Source organism: Streptomyces sp. NPDC091282 (assembly GCF_044757385.1).
GTDB classification, from domain to species: Bacteria; Actinomycetota; Actinomycetes; order Streptomycetales; family Streptomycetaceae; genus Streptomyces; species Streptomyces gramineus.
On sequence record NZ_JBIVUX010000004.1, the window covers coordinates 308,841 to 329,984 of the forward strand.

Annotated in this window: 15 protein-coding genes; all 15 read left to right on the top strand. The window is 72.8% G+C overall.

Features of this window, described 5'->3' with window-relative positions; translation table 11 throughout:
* Positions 1–256: 256 nt before the first annotated feature.
* A complete protein-coding gene (locus tag ACIQOE_RS20385) occupies positions 257–1,735 on the top strand; it encodes a sugar transferase (protein WP_351933246.1) in 1,479 nt (492 codons plus the stop codon).
* A 74-nt stretch (positions 1,736–1,809) separates the two neighbouring features.
* Positions 1,810–3,126: a nucleotide sugar dehydrogenase gene (locus ACIQOE_RS20390; RefSeq protein WP_362641998.1), complete on the top strand. Its 1,317-nt coding sequence runs from the start codon at positions 1,810–1,812 to the stop codon at positions 3,124–3,126.
* Complete coding sequence (locus ACIQOE_RS20395) at positions 3,116–4,381, top strand: glycosyltransferase family 4 protein (protein WP_365553818.1); 1,266 nt, start codon at positions 3,116–3,118, stop codon at positions 4,379–4,381. The genes ACIQOE_RS20390 and ACIQOE_RS20395 overlap by 11 nt, the downstream gene beginning before the upstream one ends.
* Positions 4,378–5,751 carry a Wzz/FepE/Etk N-terminal domain-containing protein gene (locus tag ACIQOE_RS20400; protein ID WP_365571248.1) on the top strand — a complete coding sequence of 458 codons (1,374 nt, stop codon included), beginning with the start codon at positions 4,378–4,380 and terminating at the stop codon, positions 5,749–5,751. The genes ACIQOE_RS20395 and ACIQOE_RS20400 overlap by 4 nt, the downstream gene beginning before the upstream one ends.
* Positions 5,748–7,268 (top strand): Wzz/FepE/Etk N-terminal domain-containing protein, encoded by a 1,521-nt coding sequence (locus ACIQOE_RS20405; RefSeq protein ID WP_401412791.1) that lies wholly within the window; start codon positions 5,748–5,750, stop codon positions 7,266–7,268. The genes ACIQOE_RS20400 and ACIQOE_RS20405 overlap by 4 nt, the downstream gene beginning before the upstream one ends.
* Positions 7,269–7,271: 3 nt before the next feature.
* The gene (gene asnB, locus ACIQOE_RS20410) at positions 7,272–9,206 is read left to right on the top strand and encodes an asparagine synthase (glutamine-hydrolyzing) (protein ID WP_401412793.1); all 1,935 of its coding nucleotides are present in this window, start codon (positions 7,272–7,274) and stop codon (positions 9,204–9,206) included.
* A gap of 18 nt (positions 9,207–9,224) precedes the next feature.
* Positions 9,225–11,414 carry a bi-domain-containing oxidoreductase gene (locus tag ACIQOE_RS20415; protein ID WP_401412795.1) on the top strand — a complete coding sequence of 730 codons (2,190 nt, stop codon included), beginning with the start codon at positions 9,225–9,227 and terminating at the stop codon, positions 11,412–11,414.
* Positions 11,411–13,366, top strand: coding sequence for an alginate lyase family protein (locus tag ACIQOE_RS20420; RefSeq protein WP_401412797.1), 1,956 nt, complete (start codon positions 11,411–11,413; stop codon positions 13,364–13,366). The genes ACIQOE_RS20415 and ACIQOE_RS20420 overlap by 4 nt, the downstream gene beginning before the upstream one ends.
* 9 nt (positions 13,367–13,375) lie before the next feature.
* Positions 13,376–14,920, top strand: a complete 1,545-nt coding sequence (locus ACIQOE_RS20425; protein ID WP_401412799.1) for a right-handed parallel beta-helix repeat-containing protein — start codon at positions 13,376–13,378, stop codon at positions 14,918–14,920.
* Position 14,921: 1 nt separating this feature from the next.
* The gene (locus tag ACIQOE_RS20430; RefSeq protein ID WP_401412801.1) at positions 14,922–16,187 is read left to right on the top strand and encodes an O-antigen ligase domain-containing protein; all 1,266 of its coding nucleotides are present in this window, start codon (positions 14,922–14,924) and stop codon (positions 16,185–16,187) included.
* A 2-nt stretch (positions 16,188–16,189) separates the two neighbouring features.
* Positions 16,190–17,431 (top strand): glycosyltransferase, encoded by a 1,242-nt coding sequence (locus tag ACIQOE_RS20435; RefSeq protein WP_401412803.1) that lies wholly within the window; start codon positions 16,190–16,192, stop codon positions 17,429–17,431.
* Entirely contained in the window at positions 17,428–18,663 is a 1,236-nt protein-coding gene (locus tag ACIQOE_RS20440; RefSeq protein WP_399009748.1) for a class I SAM-dependent methyltransferase, read from the top strand. The genes ACIQOE_RS20435 and ACIQOE_RS20440 overlap by 4 nt, the downstream gene beginning before the upstream one ends.
* Positions 18,660–19,454 (top strand): sugar phosphate nucleotidyltransferase, encoded by a 795-nt coding sequence (locus tag ACIQOE_RS20445; protein ID WP_351326441.1) that lies wholly within the window; start codon positions 18,660–18,662, stop codon positions 19,452–19,454. Before ACIQOE_RS20440 ends, ACIQOE_RS20445 begins: the two co-directional genes overlap by 4 nt.
* The gene (locus ACIQOE_RS20450) at positions 19,451–20,098 is read left to right on the top strand and encodes a PIG-L deacetylase family protein (RefSeq protein ID WP_365553845.1); all 648 of its coding nucleotides are present in this window, start codon (positions 19,451–19,453) and stop codon (positions 20,096–20,098) included. Before ACIQOE_RS20445 ends, ACIQOE_RS20450 begins: the two co-directional genes overlap by 4 nt.
* Before the next feature lie 3 nt (positions 20,099–20,101).
* The gene (locus tag ACIQOE_RS20455) at positions 20,102–21,127 is read left to right on the top strand and encodes an SDR family oxidoreductase (protein WP_351326437.1); all 1,026 of its coding nucleotides are present in this window, start codon (positions 20,102–20,104) and stop codon (positions 21,125–21,127) included.
* Positions 21,128–21,144 lie beyond the last annotated feature (17 nt).

A 21,144-nucleotide genomic window follows, 5' to 3' on the forward strand; every position in this document is an offset into this window, starting at 1 on the left:
AGGACTTCGGGTGCGGGGAGCACCCGGGGGCCTGACGGCATGCAAGTCCGCTGCGCCAAGGGCGGGTTCGTTCGAAAAGCGCTGAAGTAGCCGGGATGTCGTACGCGGAGGGCGGGGGCCGTCCGCGGGAGGAACAGCGCGGCGCGGAGAGCCGGGGGGCTTTCCGGGGGCGGATGCGTGCGGGAGGCGGGGGCCTCCCGGGGGGAGGAACCGTGTCAGGGCACCATGTCGAACCACTGGGGACCGGGGGGTTTCTGTGCGGCAGGGGGGACTAGTCGGCCCTTTTCCGCCGGCGCGCGAGCGTCTGGCGAACGGGGGAATGAGCAGGCCGGCGATCGAGTGGGAACAGCGGTACCGGCGTACCGTGATCATCAGCGACACCGTGGCCACCGCCTTCGTGGTGGCGGGGATCGGCGAGTTCTTCGGGGCTCGGGACGCGGCCAACTGGCATGAGAAATGGGGGATTCTGGCCTTCGGCACCGAACTGCTGGTGCTGGCGGCCCTCGTGGTGGGCCGGTCGTGGGCGCCCGCCGTGCTCGGCCAGGGCGCCGAGGAGTTCCGGCGGCTGGGCCGCGCCCTGTTCGCGGCGACCGTCGTCCTGGCGCTCGGCGGGATCGCCCTGACCTCACGCAACATCAAGCTCTGGATCTTCGTGGCGATCCCCGCGATCGGGCTCGTCACCATGACCGCGCGCTACGTGCTCCGCCTCTGCCTGCACCGACGGCGCAAGGACGGGCGGTGCCTGAGACCGGTGCTCGCCGCGGGCAGCCCGGCCACCGTGGGCGACCTGATCACCCGGACCCGCAAGTACCCGCACATCGGCTGGCGGGTGGAGGCCGTGTGCACGACGGACGGCCGCGGGACCGACGGCGACGAACTGGACGGAGTGCCGGTCGTCGGCGAACTGACGGACGTCGCCAAGCACGTGCGTCACGACGGCTACCGGGTCGTCGCGGTCACGCCCGACCCGCACTGGACGCCGGAACGGTTACAACGGCTGGCCTGGAACCTCGAAGGCAGCGACGCCGAGATGGTCGTGGCGCCGGTGCTGATGGAGGTGGCCGGACCGCGGCTGCACGTCGACGCGGTGCTCGGGATCCCGCTGCTGCGGGTCAGCCTGCCGACGTTCACCGGAGGCCGCCGGGCGATCAAGGAAGTCGTCGACCGGGTGGGCGCGGCACTGCTGCTGATGCTGTTCGCGCCGCTGATGGGGGTCGTCGCCCTGTTCGTGCTGGCGGACAGCCGGGGCGGTGCCTTCTACCGCCAGCGCCGGGTCGGCAAGGACGGCCGGGAGTTCACGATCCTCAAGTTCCGCACCATGGTCACCGGGGCGCACACCGCACGCGCCGAGCTGGCCGACCGCAACGAGGGCGCGGGACTGCTGTTCAAGCTCCGCAGGGACCCGCGGGTGACCCGGGTCGGCGGGGTGCTGCGCCGGTACTCCATCGACGAACTCCCGCAGCTCTTCAACGTCCTCACCGGAGCGATGTCGCTCGTGGGACCGCGGCCGCCGCTGCCCGAGGAGTGCGCCGCCTACGGCCCCGACATCCGGCGCCGGCTGCTGGTCAAGCCGGGCCTCACCGGCCTGTGGCAGATCAGCGGGCGCAGCGACCTGCCGTGGGAGGAGGCGGTCCGCCTCGACCTGCGGTACGTGGAGGACTGGTCGCTCGCCCTCGACACGGTGATCTTGTGGAAGACGATGCGCGCGGTGCTCCACGGGCAGGGGGCCTACTGATGAGCCGCGGACGTCGTCCGGCCGATGTGCGGACCGCAGGCCACAAGGGCCTGCCTGGGGGGGAGAGACGGGTCATGAGAGTCAGCGTCTTCGGGCTCGGTTACGTGGGCTGCGTGTCAGCCGCGTGCCTGGCCGGCATGGGGCACGAGGTCATCGGGGTGGACGTCAACCAGGTGAAGGTCGACCTGGTCAACGACGCCAAGGCCCCGGTGGTGGAGGAACGTATCGGCGAACTCCTCGCCGAGGTCGTGGGCAGCGGAGCGCTGCGCGCCACCCGTGACGTCCGCGAGGCGATCATGAACAGCGAGGTGTCGCTGGTCTGCGTGGGTACTCCCTCGGAGCCCAACGGCAGCCTGTGCACCACGTACCTGGAGCGGGTCACCGAGGAGATCGGCGCCGCGCTGGCCGAGCGCGGCGGCCGGCACACCGTCGTCTTCCGCAGCACCATGCTCCCGGGCACCTGCCTGAACCTGCTGGTGCCGATCCTGGAGAAGACCGTCGGCGGCACCGCCGGGGTGGACTTCGGGGTCGCGGTCAACCCGGAGTTCCTGCGCGAGGGCACCAGCGTCCGGGACTTCCTGGACCCGCCGAAGACCGTCGTCGGCGAACTCGACGCGGCCAGCGGCGACGCGGTGCTGGCGCTGTACGAGGGCCTGCCCGGCGAGGTGTTCCGGGTGCCGGTCCCGACGGCCGAGGCGATCAAGTACGCGGACAACGCCTTCCACGGCCTCAAGATCGGCTTCGCCAACGAACTGGGCGCGGTCTGCCAGGCGCTCGGCGTCGACTCGCACCAGGTGATGGACGTGTTCCTGGCCGACCGCAAGCTGAACATCAGCCCCGCCTACCTGCGCCCCGGCTTCGCCTTCGGCGGCTCCTGCCTGCCCAAGGACCTGCGCAGCCTGGTCCACGCGGCCCAGCGCGCCGACGTCTCGGTGCCCATCCTCGCCCACGTGCTGACCTCCAACGCCGACCACCTGCAGCGCGCGGTGGACCTGGTCGAGCGCGCCGGCAAACGCCGGGTCGGCCTGTTCGGGCTGTCGTTCAAGCCCGGCACCGACGACCTGCGCGAGAGCCCGCTCGTCGAACTCGCCGAACGGCTCTTCGGCAAGGGCTACGACATCAAGATCTACGACGCCAACGTGAGCCTCTCCCGGCTGATCGGCGCCAACCGCGAGTACATCGAGACCCGGCTGCCGCACCTCGCGCAGCTGCTCGCCGACTCCGTCGACGAGGTGCTCGAACACGCCGAGGTGTGCCTGGTCGGCACCAGGGACCCGGCCGTGCTGGCGGCGCTGCCCCACGGCGAGGGCCCGGTGATCGTCGACCTCATCCGCCTTCCCGACGCCGAGACGCGCCGGACCGAACCGGGGTACATGGGCCTTGCCTGGTGACGCAACGAGCGGCGCCGGCCCCGGCCGGCGTGCGCTGATCCTCGTGGAGAACCTGTCGGTGCCCTTCGACCGGCGGGTGTGGCAGGAATGCACGACCCTGCGCGACGCGGGCTGGACGGTGGACGTCATCTGCCCGCAGGGCAGCAAGCGCGACACCGAACCGGAGGCGGAGATCGACGGGGTGCGGATCCACCGCTACCCGCTGCGCGCCGCCACCGGAGGACCGGCCGGCTACCTCAAGGAGTACGGATCCGCGCTCTGGCACACGGCGCGGCTGGCCCGCAGGGTAGGACCCGTCGACGTGGTGCACGCGTGCAACCCGCCGGACCTCCTCTTCCTGCCCGCGCTGTGGCTGAAGCGGCGCGGCGCACGGTTCGTCTTCGACCAGCACGACCTGGTGCCCGAGCTGTACCTCTCCCGGTTCGGCCGCGGCAAGGACCTGCTCTACCGCGCCGTGTGCGCGCTGGAGAGGCGGACCTACCGGGCCGCCGACATCGTCATCGCCACCAACGAGAGCTACCGCGACGTCGCGGTGCACCGCGGCGGCAAGCGGCCGCAGGACGTCTTCGTGGTGCGCAGCGCGCCCGCCGTCGAACGGTTCCAGCCGGTCCCGCCGGAGCCCGAGCTGAAGCGCGGCAAGCCCCATCTGCTGTGCTACCTGGGCGTCATGGGCCCCCAGGACGGTGTCGACTACGCCCTGCGGGCCCTGGCCGAACTCCGCGACGGGCTCGGCAGGACCGACTGGCACGCGGTGTTCGTCGGCTCCGGCGACGCCTTCGACGCGATGGTGCAGCTGTCGCGGCGGCTCGGCCTCGGCGACCAGGTGCAGTTCACCGGACGCATCCCGGACGCCGACCTGGTGCGCTACCTGTCCACCGCGGACGTCTGCCTCTCTCCCGACCCGCGCAATCCGCTCAACGACGTGTCGACGATGAACAAGGTCCTGGAGTACATGGCCATGGGCCGGCCGATCGTCTCGTTCGACCTGAAGGAAGCCCGCGTCTCCGCCGGTGAGGCCGCCGTCTACGCGCCCGCCGACGAAGAGGCCGAGTTCGCCCGGCTCATCGCGTTGCTCCTCGACGACCCCGAGAAACGAGCCCGGATGGGCAAGATCGGCCAGGAGCGGGTCGGCGGACCGCTCTCCTGGCAGAACTCGCAGGTGTCGCTGCTCGCCGCCTACGCCGCTGCCTGCCGTGACCACACCCCGGTCGCGGCGAGTGAACAGGTTCGGACAGGGAAGAGGCAGCGCAGTTGAGCGAGGACACCATACGTCTGGTCACCATCGGGCGGATCTTCCGCCGCCGCTGGCGGTTTCTCACCGTGCTCACCGTCGTGGGAGCACTGGTCGGCTTCGGCGCCTCGGTGGTGTTCCCGCCGCGGTACACGACGTCGGCGTCGGTCCTGCTGCCCGGGCAGTGGGAGGAGCGCGAACTGCTCACCCAGGTCGACATAGCGACCAGTTCCACGGTGGTCGACCGCGCGTCCGCCGCGCTCGGCTGGAAGGACGTCAGCGCCGCCGATCTGCGCGACCAGGTGACCGCGGCGGCCGCCGACGGCAACATCATCAAGATCTCGGGCACGGCCGACACCCCGAGACGCGCCCAGCAGCTCTCCGACCAGGTCGCCCAGCAGTTCGTCAAGTTCGCCTCCCGGATCGCGGGCGGCAACACCGACTCCGCGGCGGCCACGGAGGCAGAGGCGCTGCGCAAGCAGGTCGAGGAGACCAACCGCCGTATCACCGAGCTGGCCGGCGCCGCCGATCCGGGACAGACCGTGGAGGGCGTACAGGCCCGCACGGAACTGGAGAAGCTGAGCACCTCGCTGGAAGAGGCCATGACGAAACTGGACGAGGCCGACCCGGCGACCAACAAGGCCGGCATGGTCGTGATGGGCGCGGCGGCCCGGCCGACCGGCGAGGCACCGCCGACCCGCATCCAGCTCGTCGTTGCCGGAGCCCTGCTGTTCCTGCTGTTCGCGGTCGTCGGCCACCTCGCCGCCGCCCGGATGAACCGCCGGCTGCGCGCCGAACCGGAGATCGCCGCGGCCCTGGGCTCGACCCTGCTCGGCACCGTCGACGTCCCCGGCGAGCGCCGCGGCGCGCACCGGGCGGACGGCGACGGCCGGCCGGGCCTGGTCCGCCGGCTCCTCGGCGTCGACACCCGGTGGGACCTGCCCGCCCCGCGGTGGTCCGACGACGAGGCCGCCCGCCGGATCCGCTACCGGCGGGTGTGCGCCCGCCTCCGGGACCAACTGCCCACGCCACGACGCCTATTGGTGGTCGTACCGGACGGCGACGAGATCGCCCGCCGGGCCGCAGGACAGCTCGCCGCCGAGGCCGGGAGCGATCCGCAGCTGCGCGTGGTGGAGGTCTCCGCGGCCCGGCCGATCGTGCCGGACCGCGACACCGAATCCGGCGCGCTGGTCGTCCTCAGTGCCGGCTGCTGGACCGCCGAGGAACTCGCCGGCATCGCCGAGGCCTGCGCCGACGGCAGGCACGAGGTGCACGGCGTCGTCCTGGCCGACCCGGTCCGCACCCACGGCACCCGGCCCGCCGGCCACCACCCGCCGGACGACGCCACCCTCGCGCTCGCGGTCCCCGGCAAGGCCACAGGAGGTTCAGCGTGACGACGAGCACGACACCGGAGCCGTCGGCCGCCGCTCCGCTGCTCGACCTGCAGGCGCTGGTGGTGTCCGTACGCAGGCGCCGCCGCCTGTGGGGCACCCTGGCCCTGCTCGGCCTGCTGGCCGGCTCCGCGCTGGCCGTCCTGATGCCGCCGGCGCCGACCGCGGTGACCACGGTGCTGGTCGCCCACGCCGAGGACCAGCCCAACGACACCGGGACGCTGATCCGCACCGACGTCCAGCTGCTCCAGACCACACAGATCGCGGGCAAGGCCCTGACGTCCCTCAAGTCCCCGGACAGGCCCGAGGACTTCATGAAGGACTACCGGGGCACCGGCCTGACCAACAACCTGCTGCAGATCACCGTGACCGGCGACAGCGACGCCCAGGCGGTGGCCCGCGCCAAGGCGCTCGCCGACGCGTTCGTCACCGACCACGTGCAGCGGATGCGGGACACCGCGCAGGCCCAGGCGCAGGCCCTGCTCGACCAGCGTGACCGCATGCGGGACGAACTCGCCCAGGTCAACAAGGAGATCGGCAACCAGTCCGCGGACAGCGACCCGAAGGCGTCCGCGGGCCTGGAGTCCCTCTTCGCCCGCCGCGCCGAACTCAACTCGCGCATCGCCGACTTCGACGAGCGAGCCGCCGACGCGCGGACCGGCACACCACAGGTCGTCGCCGGCACGCAGATCGTGGACGACCCGCGCGCGCTGCGGCACTCCCTGCCCAAGGCCCTGGTCACCGACGCCGTGATCGGGCTGGTCCTCGGCCTCTTCCTGGGCCTCGCGCTGGCCGCGGTCGGCACGGTGGTGGCGGACCGCCCCGTACTGCGCCGGGACATCGCGGCGAACCTGGGCGCCTCCGTCATCGCGGAGCTGCCCCGACGCAAGGGACGGCCGTGGCGGCGCCGACGCCATCGCTCCACCCGGGAACGGCTCACCGCGAGCCTCGCCCGCACCACCCGCGGCGCCACCGAACCGGTGTCGCTGCTGGAACTGGGCTGCGCGCGCGGCGCGAGCGCCCTCGCCCTGGACCTCGCCCGGACAATGGCGGCGGAGGGGCCGGTGACGGTCGTCGACGGCCTGCCCCGCCCGCTGCTGGCGGGCCGCCGCCAGAAGCCGGGAGACCCGGCCGTGGTCGGCGCCGAGCGGGCCGCGGCCGTGCCGCCCCAGGAACGCCGGATCGGCGTCGGCTCGGTGGCGCCCGGCACGGCGTGGACGGACCTGCGGCACCTCGGCACCCAGACGGTGCTCGTGGTGCGGGCCGGACACGGCAGCGCCGCGTGGCTGCACACCGTGGCACGCCAACTCGCCGACCAGCGCATCCCGGTGATCGGCGTGGTCCTGATCGACCCCGACCCGCGGGACCGCACCGACGGCACCCTGTGGGACGGAGTGCAGACCGCGCTGCGCGGCCGGAGCGAGCCGTCCGGGCGGCCGCCGGGCACGGCCCGGCGGCGGACGGAGCGGCAGCCGGTGTGGGCCGCCCGCGTCCCGGACAACGACCAGGAGGTCCGGTAGCACATGTGCGGCATCGCGGGTACCTACCGATGGCCCGACGGCAAGTCCGTGACCGACCGGCTCACCGACACCCTCGCCCACCGCGGCCCTGACGGGGCCGGCCGGTACAGCCACCCCGTCGGTGACGACGAGGTCCACCTCGGACACCGCCGGCTGGCCATCATCGACCTGTCCGACACCGGCGCCCAGCCGATGGTCTCGGACGGCCTGGTCCTCACCTACAACGGCGAGCTGTACAACGCACCCGAGCTGCGCGCCGAGCTGACGGCCGCCGGCGTGCGCTTCCGCGGCACCTCCGACTCCGAGGTGCTGCTGGAGGCCTGGCGGCGCTGGGGCACGGACTGCCTGCCCCGGCTGCGCGGCATGTTCGCGTTCGGCGTCTTCGACGAGCGCACCGGCGACCTGGTGCTCGCCCGCGACCAGCTCGGCATCAAGCCGCTGTTCCTGCTCCGCCGCGGCGGGGGCCTGGTGTTCGCCTCCGAACTCAAGGCGCTCGCCGCCGCCACCGGAGGCACGCTGGAGGTGGACCACGCGGCGCTGGTCGCCTCGCTCCTGTACTACTGGGTGCCGGACTCGCGGTGCGCGTTCCGCGAGGCGGAGAAGCTGCCGCCGGGGACCTGGCTGCGGTGCCGGCCGGACGGCCGGGTGGAGCGCGGCCGGTTCTGGAACCTGAAGGACGTCGCCGCCGAGGGCCGGGAGCGGGCCCGCTCCGGCGAGCAGCCGGACCTGGCCGCCGTCGTCGAGGAGTCGACCCGGCGCCACCTGCTGTCCGACGTGCCCGTGGCGACCTTCCTCTCCGGCGGCCTCGACTCCAGCTGGCTGACCGCGCTGGCGGCCCGCCACCGGCCGGGGATCTCCGCCTACACGATCGGCTTCCGCGCCGAGGACGCCCGGTTCGAGGCGATGCCGGACGACCTGCGCTACGCCCGGCAGGTGGCCGCCCGGTTCGGCGTCGACCTGCACGAGATCGAGATCGCGCCGGACGTCCTGGACCTGCTGCCCCGGATGACCTACCACCTCGACGAGCCGATCGGCGACCCCGCGGCGATCAACACCTACCTGATCTGCAAGGCCGCACGAGAGGCCGGAGTGAAGGTGATGCTCTCCGGGATGGGCGCGGACGAGCTGTTCGCCGGCTACCGCAAGCACCTGGCCAACCTCATCGCCGTGCGCTACCAGCGCGTGCCGGGGCCCCTGCGGCGCGGCCTGTCCGGGGCGGTGGACCGGCTGCCGGTCGCCACGAGCCGCCGCGGATACCGGTCGGTGCGCTTCGCCAAGCGGTTCCTGTCCTTCGCCGGACTGCCGGAGGAGACCGCCTTCCGGCGCAGCTACACCATGTACGACCAGGACGAACTGCTCGCGCTCCTCAACCCGGACCTGGCCGGGACGGTCGAGGACGTGCTGACCGAGCACGCGGACGTCTACGCGGACAACGACCTCGACGACTTCGTCAACCGGATGTGCCTCACCGACGCCCGGATGTTCCTGCCGGGCCTGAACCTCACGTACACGGACCGCTCCAGCATGGCGGCCTCGACCGAGGTGCGCGTGCCGTACGTGGACGTCGAGGTGGTCAGGGCGGCGTTCGCCGTGCCCGGCGACCGCAAGATCGTCGGACGTCAGGGCAAGGCCGTCCTCAAGGAGGCGGCCACCTCGATCCTGCCCCGGGAGATCGTGTACCGGCCCAAGGGCCTGTTCAGCGCCCCGCTGCGGGCCTGGATGAGCCGCGACCTGGCACCGCTGGTGCGCGAGGTGGTCGAGGACGGCCTGCTCGTGAAGTCCGGGTTCCTGCGCCGCGACGCGCTGGCCCGGCTGGTCGCCGAGGACGCCGCCGGACAGCGGGACTACTCCAAGCATCTGTGGCACGTACTGACTCTCGAGTACTGGTATCGCGACGCGACCTCTGGGTCCGGCCAGCGCACTCGTACGACGGCTTAGGAATTCAGAGGAGTTCGGGTGAAGCAGGTAGTGCAGAACTACAAGAGCGGCGAGCTGGCGGTGCTCGACGTGCCGGTGCCGGGGTGCAAGCCGGGCGGTGTGCTGGTCCGCAGCGCCTACTCGCTGATCTCCACCGGCACCGAGCTGATGAAGGTGTCCGAGGCCGGCATGTCGATGCTGGGCAAGGCCCGTTCACGGCCGGACCAGGTGGCCAAGGTCATGCAGAGCGTCGCCACCAACGGAGTGCCCGCCACCTACCGCAAGGTGATGGGCAAGCTGGACTCCTACACACCGCTCGGCTACTCGCTGTGCGGCGTGGTCGAGCAGGTCGGCGCCGGCATCGACGACGTGAAGGCCGGCGACCTCGTGGCCTGCGCGGGCAACGAGCACGCGCTGCACGCCGAGCTGAACTGGGTGCCCAAGAACCTCTACACCCCGGTGCCGGACGGACTCGCGCCGCGCCATGCCGCCTTCGGCACCGTCGGATCGATCGCCCTGCAGGGCGTCCGCCAGGGCGCGCCGCAACTCGGCGAGGTGGCCCTGGTCATCGGCCTCGGCCTGATCGGACAGCTGGTCGTCCAGCTCCTGACCGCCGCCGGGGTCCGCGTCGTCGGCGCCGACCCCGACCCGGCGCGCTGCGACCTCGCCGCACGCCTGGGCGCGGCGGCCTGCGGCGACCCCTCCTCCGCGGCCGTGGAGGCCGCCGTGGCCGAACTCACCGACGGACACGGCGTGGACCAGGTGTACCTGGCGGCCGGCGGCGGCAGCAACCAGCCCGTCGAGCTGGCCGCCCGGCTCTGCCGGGACCGCGGCCGGGTCGTCGACATCGGCAAGTGCCGCCTGGACCTGCCGTGGAACGCGTACTACGAGAAGGAACTCGACGTCCGGTTCTCGCGGTCGTACGGCCCCGGGCGCTACGACCCGGAGTACGAACTGGATGGACGCGACTACCCGATCGGCTACGTCCGCTGGACCGAGCGCCGCAACCTCGCGTGCTTCCTCGGCCTCGTCGCCCGCGGCAGCGTCGACGTGGAGCCCCTCGTCTCCCACGTCGCCGACTTCGACGACGCCGTCGACACCTACCGGCGGCTGAAGGACGGCGAACTGAAGGCCGTGGCCGTCCTGTTCCGCTATCCCGAAGCGGCCACGGAGCCGCGGGAGACGCCGGCCCCGTCGGTGGCCGTGCCCGCGGTCCGCCGCGCCGGACCCGCGTCCGCCCCGGCCCGGTCCGCCACGGCCCCGGTGCGGCTCGCGTTCGTCGGAGCCGGGAACTACGCGACGTCGATGCTGCTGCCGCACCTCGCGCAGCGCGACGGCGTCGAGCTGTCGACCGTCGTCACCACGACCGCGCTCTCCGCGGCCAACGCCCAGCGCAAGTTCGGCTTCGCCCACGCCACCACCGACCTCGACGCCGTGCTCGGCGACGACTCCGTGGACGCGGTGTTCGTCGTCACCCGGCACAGCTCGCACGCCGAACTCACCCGCAGGGCACTGCTGGCGGGCAAGACGGTGTTCGTGGAGAAGCCCCTGGCCCTCACCGAGGACGAACTGGCCGGCGTGCTCGCGGCGGTGGAGGAATCCGGCAACGACCGCCTCCAGGTCGGCTTCAACCGCCGGTTCGCACCGCTGCTGACCGAGGCCAAGCAGCGCCTGGGAAGGCGCACCGGACCGGCGAGCCTGCGCTACCTGGTCAACGCCGGCCAGTTGCAGCACGGCAGCTGGTACCTCCGCCAGGGCACCGAGGGCTCCCGGTTCGAGGGCGAGGGCGGGCACTTCGTCGACACCGCGAGCTGGCTGCTCGACGCCGACCCGGTCTCGGTGTACGCGGTCGCCCCGTCCGGCAACGAGGACCTCCAGGTCGTCCTGCGCTACCCGGACGGATCCACCGCCACCATCAGCTACGTCACCACCGGCGCGCCCGGCTTTCCCAAGGAGACGCTGGACCTCGTCGCCGACGGCAAGGTGCTCAAGCTCGACGACTTCGTCCGCGCCTCGGTGTACGGCCGTAAGCGCTGGGTCAGTTCACGGCTGCCCAAGGCCCGCGACAAGGGCCAGAACGCCGAACTCGCCGCATTCGTCAAGGCCGTGCGGACCGGCGGCCCGATGCCGGTGCCGCTGGAGTCGCTGACCGCCACCACGGCGGCCACCCTCGCGGTGCGCGGCGCCCTGGCCGCCGGTGCGCCGGTGACGCTGGAGCGGGCCCGATGACCATGAGCGCGGGCTGGTACCTGCGACGCCTGTCCCGGATGGGGCCGCGGGAGATCACCGGCCGGGCCGGCGACACGGTCCGCCGACGCCGGTGGCGGTCCGCCCTGCCGGACCGGCCGGAGGTGACCGGCGCCCGGTTCACCGCCGTCCTGCCCGCCGGGACGCTCGCGGCGGTGCCGCCGGACGCCGCCAAGCGCCTCGTCGCCGAGGCCGACCGGCTGATGTCCGGGCAGGCCGAGTTCTTCGGGGTGGTCCGCGACGACCTCACCGACCCGGACTGGTGGCGTGACCCGAAGACCGGTCGCCGGGCGCCGCAGGGCTACGCCTTCGACGTGCCGTACCGCGACGAGGACACCGTCGGGGACATCAAGCAGATCTGGGAGCCGTCCCGCCACCAGTACCTCACCGTGCTCGCCGCCGCCTACGCGGTCACCGGGAACGAGCGGTACGCCGAGCGGGCGGCCGGGCACCTGCGGTCCTGGTGGGAGGTGAACCCACCGCTGCGGGGCGTGCACTGGGTCAGCGGCATCGAACTGGGCATCCGGCTGCTGTCCTGGGTGTGGATCCGCCGGCTGCTCGACGACTGGCCGGGCGCGGCCGGACTGTTCGAGGACAACCCGGTGGCCCTGGACCAGATCTGGCACCACCAGCGCTGGCTGGCCGCCTTCCCCAGCCGCGGGTCCTCGGCGAACAACCACGTCATCGCCGAGGCCGCCGGACAGCTCGCGGCGGCCTGCGCGTTCGACTGGTTCCCCGCCTCGGGACGCTGGCGGGCCGACGCGCTGCGGTCGCTCGACCGGCACCTGCGCGCCAACACCTTCGGGTCCGGCCTCAACCGCGAACTGGCCACCGAATACCACGGACTGGTCCTGGAACTCGGCCTGGCCGCGCTCGCCGAGGCCGATGCCGCGGAGGTCCCGGTCCCCGCCACCGTCCGGCTGGTGCTGCTGCGGATGACCGACGCGCTCGCGGCCGTCGTGGACGACCGGCTGCGGCCGCCGCGCCAGGGCGACGCCGACGACGGCCACGGCCTGGTCGTGGACGGAGCGGACACCGACCGCTGGGGTTCGCTGCTGGCCACCGGTGACGCCGTGTTCGGCCGCCTGGACTGGTGGCCCGAGGTCACCGGCACCGACGTCCGCACCCCGCTGCTGGCCGCCCTCGTGCGCCCGTACCCGGCGGACGGCACCGCGCGGACCGTGTCCCGCCCGGCCCGCCGCCCGGCGCACTTCGCCGACGCGGGGCTCACCGTGCTGCGCGGCCCGGGAGGCATCTGGTGCCGCTGCGACGGCGGTCCGCACGGCTTCCTGTCCATCGCCGCGCACGCCCACGCGGACGCGCTGTCCGTGGAGGTCCGGCACGACGGCGTCGACGTGCTCGCCGACCCGGGGACGTTCTGCTACCACGGCCAGCCGGAGTGGCGGCAGTACTTCCGGTCCACCCTCGGCCACAACACGCTGCAACTGGACGGCACCGACCAGTCCGTGTCCGGCGGCCCGTTCCTGTGGACCCGGCAGGCCCGCACCCGCGTCCTGGCCGCGGACACGTCCGGCGCGGACCCGCGCTGGTGCGCCGAGCACGACGGCTACCAGGGGTCCGTGCACCGCCGCCGGGTGGAGCTGACGGCCGCGAGCCGGGAGCTGACGGTGGTCGACGAGGTGCGCGGCCCGCGCCGCACCGTGCGGCTGGCCTTCCACCTCGGCCCGGCGGTCGCCGCCGACCTGGTGGGGAACCGGGCGGCGCTCACCTGGATCCGGGACGGCGAGGGGCGTTCCGCGGTCCTCGACCTACCCGGGGAGCTGTCCTGGCGGGCACACCGCGGCGAGACCGGTCCGCCGCTCGGCTGGTACTCCGCGGGCTTCGGGCGCAAGGAGCCCGCCACGACGCTGGTCGGCACCGGTACCGCCGACGGCACGTCCGGATTCACCACCGTGCTCAGGTTCGGCGGCTAGGGGGAGCAGGTGAGGAACACGAGGCGGCACTGGGTGTGGGCGGCGGCACCGCTGGCGGCACTGGCCCTGCTGACGGCGACCGGCTGCGACGGCCCGCCGGACGCCCCGGCGTCCCGGCCGACCGCCGCGCCGTCCACGTCCACGTCCGCGGCCCGCGCCGTGGCCCGGGTGTGCGCGCATCCCGCCGCCGGGCCCGCGAAGGCACCGGCCGGCGCGGTGACGGTCGACCCCGCGGTGGCCGGCGACCTGGCGGCGAAGACCAGGAGCAGCCCGCCGCACACCACGTTCTGGCTCCGGCCGGGCAGGCACCGGCTCGACCCGGACCGCTACGCCCAGGTCGTACCGAAGACCGGGGACAGCTACCTCGGTGCGCCGGGCGCGGTCCTGGACGGCGGGAAGAAGAACCAGTACGCGTTCGCGGGCACCGCCCGGGACGTCACCATCCGCTATCTGACCGTGCAGCGGTTCGTCGCACCGCAGAACGAGGGCGTGGTCAACCACGACTCGGCCGACGGGTGGGTGATCGAGCACACCACGGTCCAGGACAACTCCGGGGCGGGGCTGATGGCCGGCGCCCGTCAGCGGGTCCGCGCCAACTGCCTGCGTGACAACGGGCAGTACGGAATGAACGCCTACAAGAGCGGCGGCGGCATCACCGGTCTGGTGGTCGAGGGCAACGAGATCACGGGCAACAACACCGACGACTGGGAGCGCAGGCAGCAGGGCTGCGGCTGCACCGGAGGCATCAAGTTCTGGGCCGTCGACGGCGCCGACATCCGCGGCAACTGGGTGCACGGCAACCACGGAGCGGGCCTGTGGGCGGACACCGACAACAACGACTTCCTCGTCGAGGACAACGTCCTGGAGTCCAACGACGGCGCCGCGCTGATCTACGAGACCAGCTACAACGCGATCATCCGGGACAACACGGTCCGGCGGAACAACTGGACCGAGGGCCGCAGGTACGCCGACCGCGGCGACACCTTCCCCTACGCGGCGCTCTACCTGTCCGAGTCCGGCGGCGAACCACGGATCCGGGCCCGCACCGACCACATCGAGGTCTACCGGAACGTGCTGGAGGACAACTGGTCCGGCATCACCCTGTGGGAGAACGCCGACCGCTTCTGCAACAGCCCGGCCAACACCTCCTCCGGCGACTGCACGCTGCTGGTGAAGGACACCCGCCGGTGCGCGGAGCCGGCGATCGCCAAGGCGCCGCTGTACGGCGACTGCCGGTGGAAGACCCAGCGCGTGGACATCCACGACAACCGCTTCGTGCTCGACAAGTCCGTCGTCGACTGCACGCAGATGTGCGACCGGATGGCGGTGCTGTCCAACTACGGCACCTATCCGGACTGGTCGCCGTACAAGGGCGAGAAGGTGGCGGAGGCGATCACGTACAGGCAGCACAACCGCTGGCACGGCAACGTCTACGTCGGGCCCTGGAAGTTCGTCGCCTACGACCCGAGCCGGGTCCTCGACTTCGACGACTGGCAGGGCCCCGACTACCGGCAGGACGCGGGCAGCACCCTCGACCCGGGAGCCGGTGACTGAGATGGACGAACGGACGCACACACGGCCGCCGACGGCGCCGGAGGCCGGCACCGGACCCGGCACCCCGAGGACTGTCGGGGTCGTCTGGGGGCTGCTGGTCCTCAACACGCTCGGCTCCGCGGGGGCGAAGACCATCGTCCCGCTGCCGCGCTCCCTCATCCAGATGGTCACCATGGGCGCCCTGGTCGCCGCGTTCGCGCTGGCGCTCACGGTCAACCTCCGGCTGCGCGTGCGGCCCAGCGCCTACCTGCTCCTGCTCACCCTGCTGCTGGTGACCAGCGTGATCTCCAGCGCGAACCTGGAGTCCGGGTTCGGCGCGCTGTTCCGCTGCTTCCGGCTGGCCCTCTTCATCGGCACGCTGTGGCTGCTCAGCCGCTGGTGGGACGGCGGCCTGACGTTCGTCAGGTACCACATCCGGGCGTACTTCGCGGTGCTCGGCTCGGTGGCCGCCGGCCTGGTCGTCTCACCGGGCGCGGCGCTCCCCGACCTCTACGGCGGACGCCTGGTCGGCGCGCTGTGGCCGCTCACCCCGCCGCAGATCGGGCAGTACGCGGCGGTGATCATCGGACTCACCGTGCTGCTCCTGCTCGGCCGCAGGACCGACGGGACCAGCGCCGCGGTGGTCATCGTGCCGTCCCTGGTGCTGCTCGCGCTGACCCACACCCGCACGGCCACGCTCGGCCTGTTCATCGGGCTGGCGCTGGCGATCGGCTCGCTCGTCCTGACCAGCGCGGCCGCCCGCCGGTTCTTCACCTGGGCGGTGGTCTGCGCCGTGGTCGCCGGGGTCGGGTTCGCCTCCGCCCTGCAGACGTGGTTCCTGCGCGGACAGAGCAAGGAGAACTTCTCCAGCCTCACCGGCCGCGCCAAGGTCTGGGACGCCCTGCTGTCCGCACCCCGGTCGACCTCGGAGAAGTTCCTCGGCGTGGGCCTGGGCGACAAGTCGTACGGCGGGCTGCCGATCGACAACAGCTGGCTGGCCGTCTACAACGAGCAGGGTCTGGCGGGCGTGACCCTCGTCGCGGTGATCATCATCGTGCTGGGCGCCGTCGCGCTGCTGCGGCCGCCGTCGCTGCAGCGGGCCTGCGCGATCTTCCTGATCAGCTACTGCGCGGTCGCCTCGTACACCGAGGCCGGCCTCGGCGACGCCTCGCCGTATCTGCTGCACCTGGCCCTGGCCGCCGCGCTGCTGGCGGCACCCGCCGCGGCGGCGCCCGGCCCGGCACCCGGCCTTCCCCGACGGCCCGCCCACCGACCGGAGGTGACCTGAGCATGCGTGTCCTCGTGGTGCACAACCGCTACGGCTCGGCGCAGCCGAGCGGCGAGAACAAGGTCGTCGACCAGGAGGTGGAGCTGCTGCGCGCGGCCGGCCACCGGGTCGAGGTCTTCGAACGGCGCAGCGACGACATCGCCGGCCGGTCCCTGCTCGGCAAGGCCGCGGTGCCGCTCCTCGTGCCCTGGAACCCGGCCGTCCGCACCGAACTCGCCGCCCGGCTGCGCACCGACCGGCCCGACGTGGTGCACGTCCACAACGTCTTCCCGCTGCTGTCGCCCGCGGTCCTCGCCGCGTGCGCCGACGCCGGGGTGCCCGCCGTCGCCACCCTGCACAACTACACGCAGGTCTGCCCGCCCGGCACCCTGCAGCGGGACGGCCGGCCCTGCACCGAGTGCGTCGGCTCCGCACCCCTGCCCGCCGTCCGGCACGGCTGCTACCGAGGCTCCCGCCTCGCCACCGTGCCGCTCGCGGTCAGCCTGTCGGCCAACCGGCGGCGGTGGTGGACCGGGGTGGAGCGGTTCCTGTGCATCTCCGCGGCCCAGCGCGACGTCCTGGTGCGCTCCGGCATGCCCGCCGACCGGCTGACCGTGAAGCACAACTTCGTGCCCGACCCCGGCTCGTGCCGGGAGGGCGACGGCGAGCACCTGCTCTACCTCGGCCGGCTCGCGGAGGCCAAGGGCGTCCGGCTGCTGATGGCCGCGTGGGACGAGATCACGGCGGCCGGCGGTCTCGGCGTGCCCCTGGTGATCGCCGGCACCGGGCCGCTGGAGCCGGAGGTGGCCGCCTGGGCGGCGGACCGGGACGACGTGCGCTACGTCGGCCTGCTGGACACGGCGGAGTGCCGCAAGGCCATCGAGCGGTCGGTCGCCGTGGTGGCCCCGTCGACCTGGCTGGAGGCGTTCGGCCTGGTCGTCGTCGAGGCGATGGCCGCCGGGGTCCCGACCGTCGCCGCCGGCCACGGCGCCTTCGTCGAACTCGTCGAGGACGGTGTCACCGGGCTGCTGCACCGGCCCGGCGAGGCGGCCTCGCTCGCGTCCTGCGTACGCCGGATCGCGACCGCACCGGAACGCAACCGGGAGATGGGCCGGGCGGCCCGCCGCCGCTACGAGCAGGGCTTCAGCCCGGCCGTCGGCCTGGCGCGCCTGGTGGAGGAGTACCGCACCGCGATCGCGGGGCGGTCGGCACAGGCTCACGACGGGGAGACCCGCGCGGGCAGGGGGGATGGGGACAGCAGATGACACGATGCCGACTCTGCGGCTCGGAAGCGATGGCGAGCGTCGTCGACCTGGGGGCGACGCCGCCGTGCGAGAGCTTCCTCGCCGCGGACCGACTGGACGATCCGGAGCCCGCGTACCCGCTGCACCTGCGGGTCTGCACCGACTGCTGGCTCGCGCAGATACCGCCGCTGATCACACCGGAGGAGACGTTCAAGGAGTACGCCTACTTCTCCTCGTACTCCACGTCCTGGGTGGAGCACGCGCGCGCCTTCGTGGACGGCGCCGCCGAGCGGCTGGCGCTCGGCCCCGACGCCTTCGTGGTCGAGGTGGCCAGCAACGACGGGTACCTGCTGCGGCACGTGGTGGACCGGGGGATCCGCTGCCTGGGCATCGAGCCGTCGGTGAACGTCGGCGCCGCGGCACGGGAGGCGGGCGTGCCCACGCTCACCGAGTTCCTCTCCCCGCAGACCGGTGCGGCCGTCCGCGCCGAACACGGGCCGGCCGACCTGGTCGTGGCCAACAACGTGTACGCGCACATCCCCGACGTGGTCGGCTTCACCCAGGGTCTGCGGGCCCTGGTCGCCGACGACGGCTGGGTCTCCGTCGAGGTGCAGCACCTGCTGACCCTGATCGAGGAGAACCAGTACGACACGATCTACCACGAGCACTTCCAGTACTACACGGTCGCCTCCGCGATCCGCGCGCTGGCCAGCGGCGGCCTCGCCCTCGTGGACGTCGAGCTGCTGCCCACGCACGGCGGCTCGATCCGGCTGTGGGCCCGTCCCGCCGAGGCGGCCGGCGAGCCGACCCGACGCGTGGCCGACGTCCTGGACCGGGAGAGGGCCGCCGGACTGCAGGAACTCGGCGGATACACCGAGTTCTCCGCCCGGGTCGCCAAGGTGCGCCGGGACCTGCTGCGCTTCCTCGTCGAGGCGGCCGAGCGCGGCCAGACGGTCGTCGGCTACGGCGCCCCCGGCAAGGGCAACACCCTGCTCAACCACTGCGGCATCCGCCCCGACCTGCTCGCCTACACCGTCGACCGCAACCCCTACAAGCACGGCAGGTTCACGCCGGGGACCCGCATCCCGATCCTCGCCCCCGAGCGGATAGCCGCCGACAGACCCGACTTCGTCCTCGTCCTGCCGTGGAACCTGCGGGCCGAACTCGTCGAGCAGCTGTCCTTCGTGCACGAGTGGGGCGGCCGGCTCGTCTTTCCCATCCCGGAACTGAGCATTGTCGAGGTGAAGTCGTGAAGGTCGTCCTGTTCTGCGGCGGTTACGGGATGCGGATGCGCAGCGGCGTGTCCGACGACGTGCCCAAGCCGATGGCGATGGTCGGCCCGCGACCGCTGATCTGGCATGTCATGCGCTACTACGCGTACTTCGGGCACACCGAGTTCATCCTGTGCCTCGGCTACGGCGCCCACCACATCAAGGACTTCTTCCTCAACTACGAGGAGACGACGTCCAACGACTTCGTCCTGCGCGGCGGACGGACCGAGCTGCTGTCCACCGACATCGCCGACTGGACGATCACGTTCGCGCAGACCGGCATCGAGTCACCCATCGGCGAGCGGCTGCGCCGGGTACGGCACCACCTGGACGGCGACGAGATGTTCCTCGCCAACTACGCCGACGTGCTCACCGACGCCCCGCTGACCGAGATGATCGACCGGTTCACCGCGCGGGACGCCGGGGCGTCGATGATGGTGGTGCCTCCGCAGTCGTCCTTCCACTGCGTCGAACTCGGCGAGGACGGCCTGGTGGGCGGCATCACCGCGGTGAGCGAACTGCCGCTGTGGGAGAACGGCGGCTACTTCGTGCTCCGCCAGGAGATCTTCGACCACATACCGGAGGGCGGCGACCTGGTCGCCGACGGCTGCGCCCAACTCGCCAAGCAGGGACGGCTGGTGGCGCACCAGCACCGCGGCTTCTGGAAGCCGACCGACACCGTGAAGGAACGCGCCGCCCTCGACGAGGCCTACGCCAGGGGCGACCGCCCGTGGGCCGTCTGGGAGCGGGACACCGCCGGGGCCGGAGCGTGATCCGGCTCGGGGCCGGACCCCTGGACCGGATCGTCGCCGTGGGCGCGCACTGCGACGACATCGCCATCGGCGCCGGCGGCACCCTCCTGACGCTCTGCCAGGAACGGCCCGGTATCCGTGTCGACGCCCTCGTGCTGTCCGGCGGCGGCAGCGAGCGCGAGCAGGAGGAGCAGGCCGCCCTCGCCGCCTTCTGCCCGGGCGCCGACCTGCGGCTGACCGTCCACAAACTGCCCGACGGCCGCTTCCCGGCGCACTGGGAGGAGGCCAAGTCCGCGGTCGAGGAACTGCGCGAGCGGACCGACCCGGAGCTGGTCCTCGCGCCGCGCACCGACGACGCCCACCAGGACCACCGCGGCCTGGCCACGCTCATGACCACCGCGTTCCGCGACCATCTCGTGCTCGGCTACGAGATCGTCAAGTGGGACGGCGACCTCGGCCGGCCGGCGGCCTACCAGCCGCTCACGCCCGAGACCGCCGAACACAAGGTGCGGCTGCTGCAGGAGCACTACCCCTCGCAGCGGCACCGGCCCTGGTACGACCGGGAGGCCTTCCTCGGCCTCGCCCGGATCCGCGGCATCGAATGCCACGCCCGCTACGCCGAGGCGTTCGCCGTCGCCAAACTCACGCTCAACCTGGGGGGTTGAACCTTGCGCGTACTACTGACCGGACACCAGGGCTATCTGGGCACCGTGATGGCCCCGGTCCTGAAGGCCGCCGGACACGACGTCGTCGGCCTGGACGCCGGCCTGTTCGCCGACTGCGTCCTCGGCCCGCGCCCCGAGGACCCGCCGGGCCACCAGGTCGACCTGCGCGACGTCACGGCCGACCACGTGGCCGGCGTGGACGCCGTGATCCACCTCGCCGCGCTCTCCAACGACCCGCTCGGCTCGCTGGCGCCGGAACTCACCTACGACATCAACCACCACGCGTCGGTCCGCCTCGCCCGCCTGGCCCGCGACGCCGGCGTGCAGCGCTTCCTGTACGCCTCCACCTGCTCGGTCTACGGCGCGGCCGGCGGCGACGACCTGGTCGCCGAGGACGCCCCGCTGCGCCCGGTGACGCCCTACGCCGAGTCGAAGGTCCGGGTGGAGGACGACCTGCACGCCCTGGCCGACGGCGACTTCACCCCGGTGTTCATGCGCAACGCCACCGCCTTCGGCCACTCGCCCCGGCTGCGCGCCGACATCGTCCTCAACAACCTGGTCGGGCACGCCCTGCTGTCCGGCGAGGTCCTCGTGCTCTCCGACGGCACGCCCTGGCGCCCGCTGGTGCACGCGGCCGACATCGCGCAGGCCTTCACCGCCGCGCTGACCGCGCCGCGCGAGGCCGTGCACGACCGGGCGTTCAACATCGGCAGCGAGGTCAACAACGTCACCGTCGCCGAGATCGCCGAACAGGTCGCCGACGCCGTGACCGGCTCCAAGGTGGTCATCACCGGCGAGAACGGCGCCGACCCGCGCTCCTACCGGGTGGACTTCTCCCGGTTCCGCGCCGCGGTCCCCGGCTTCGAGTGCGCGTGGACGGTACAGCGGGGCGCCCTCGAACTCGCCGACGCCTACCGCACGTTCGACCTGACCCGGGAGGACTTCGAGCAGCGCTTCACCCGGCTCGCCGTGCTGCGCGCGGCGTCCGAGGCGGGCACCGTCGACGACACCCTCAGGCGGCGCCGGTGACCGAGGTCAGCAAGGAG

Excerpts from the sequence above, each read along its gene's own strand:
- ACIQOE_RS20390 (WP_362641998.1), top strand. The coding sequence starts at position 1,810 with ATGAGAGTCAGCGTCTTCGGGCTCGGTTACGTGGGCTGCGTGTCAGCC.
- asnB (WP_401412793.1), top strand. The coding sequence starts at position 7,272 with ATGTGCGGCATCGCGGGTACCTACCGATGGCCCGACGGCAAGTCCGTG.
- ACIQOE_RS20420 (WP_401412797.1), top strand. The coding sequence starts at position 11,411 with ATGACCATGAGCGCGGGCTGGTACCTGCGACGCCTGTCCCGGATGGGG.
- ACIQOE_RS20430 (WP_401412801.1), top strand. The coding sequence starts at position 14,922 with ATGGACGAACGGACGCACACACGGCCGCCGACGGCGCCGGAGGCCGGC.
- ACIQOE_RS20435 (WP_401412803.1), top strand. The coding sequence starts at position 16,190 with ATGCGTGTCCTCGTGGTGCACAACCGCTACGGCTCGGCGCAGCCGAGC.
- ACIQOE_RS20440 (WP_399009748.1), top strand. The coding sequence starts at position 17,428 with ATGACACGATGCCGACTCTGCGGCTCGGAAGCGATGGCGAGCGTCGTC.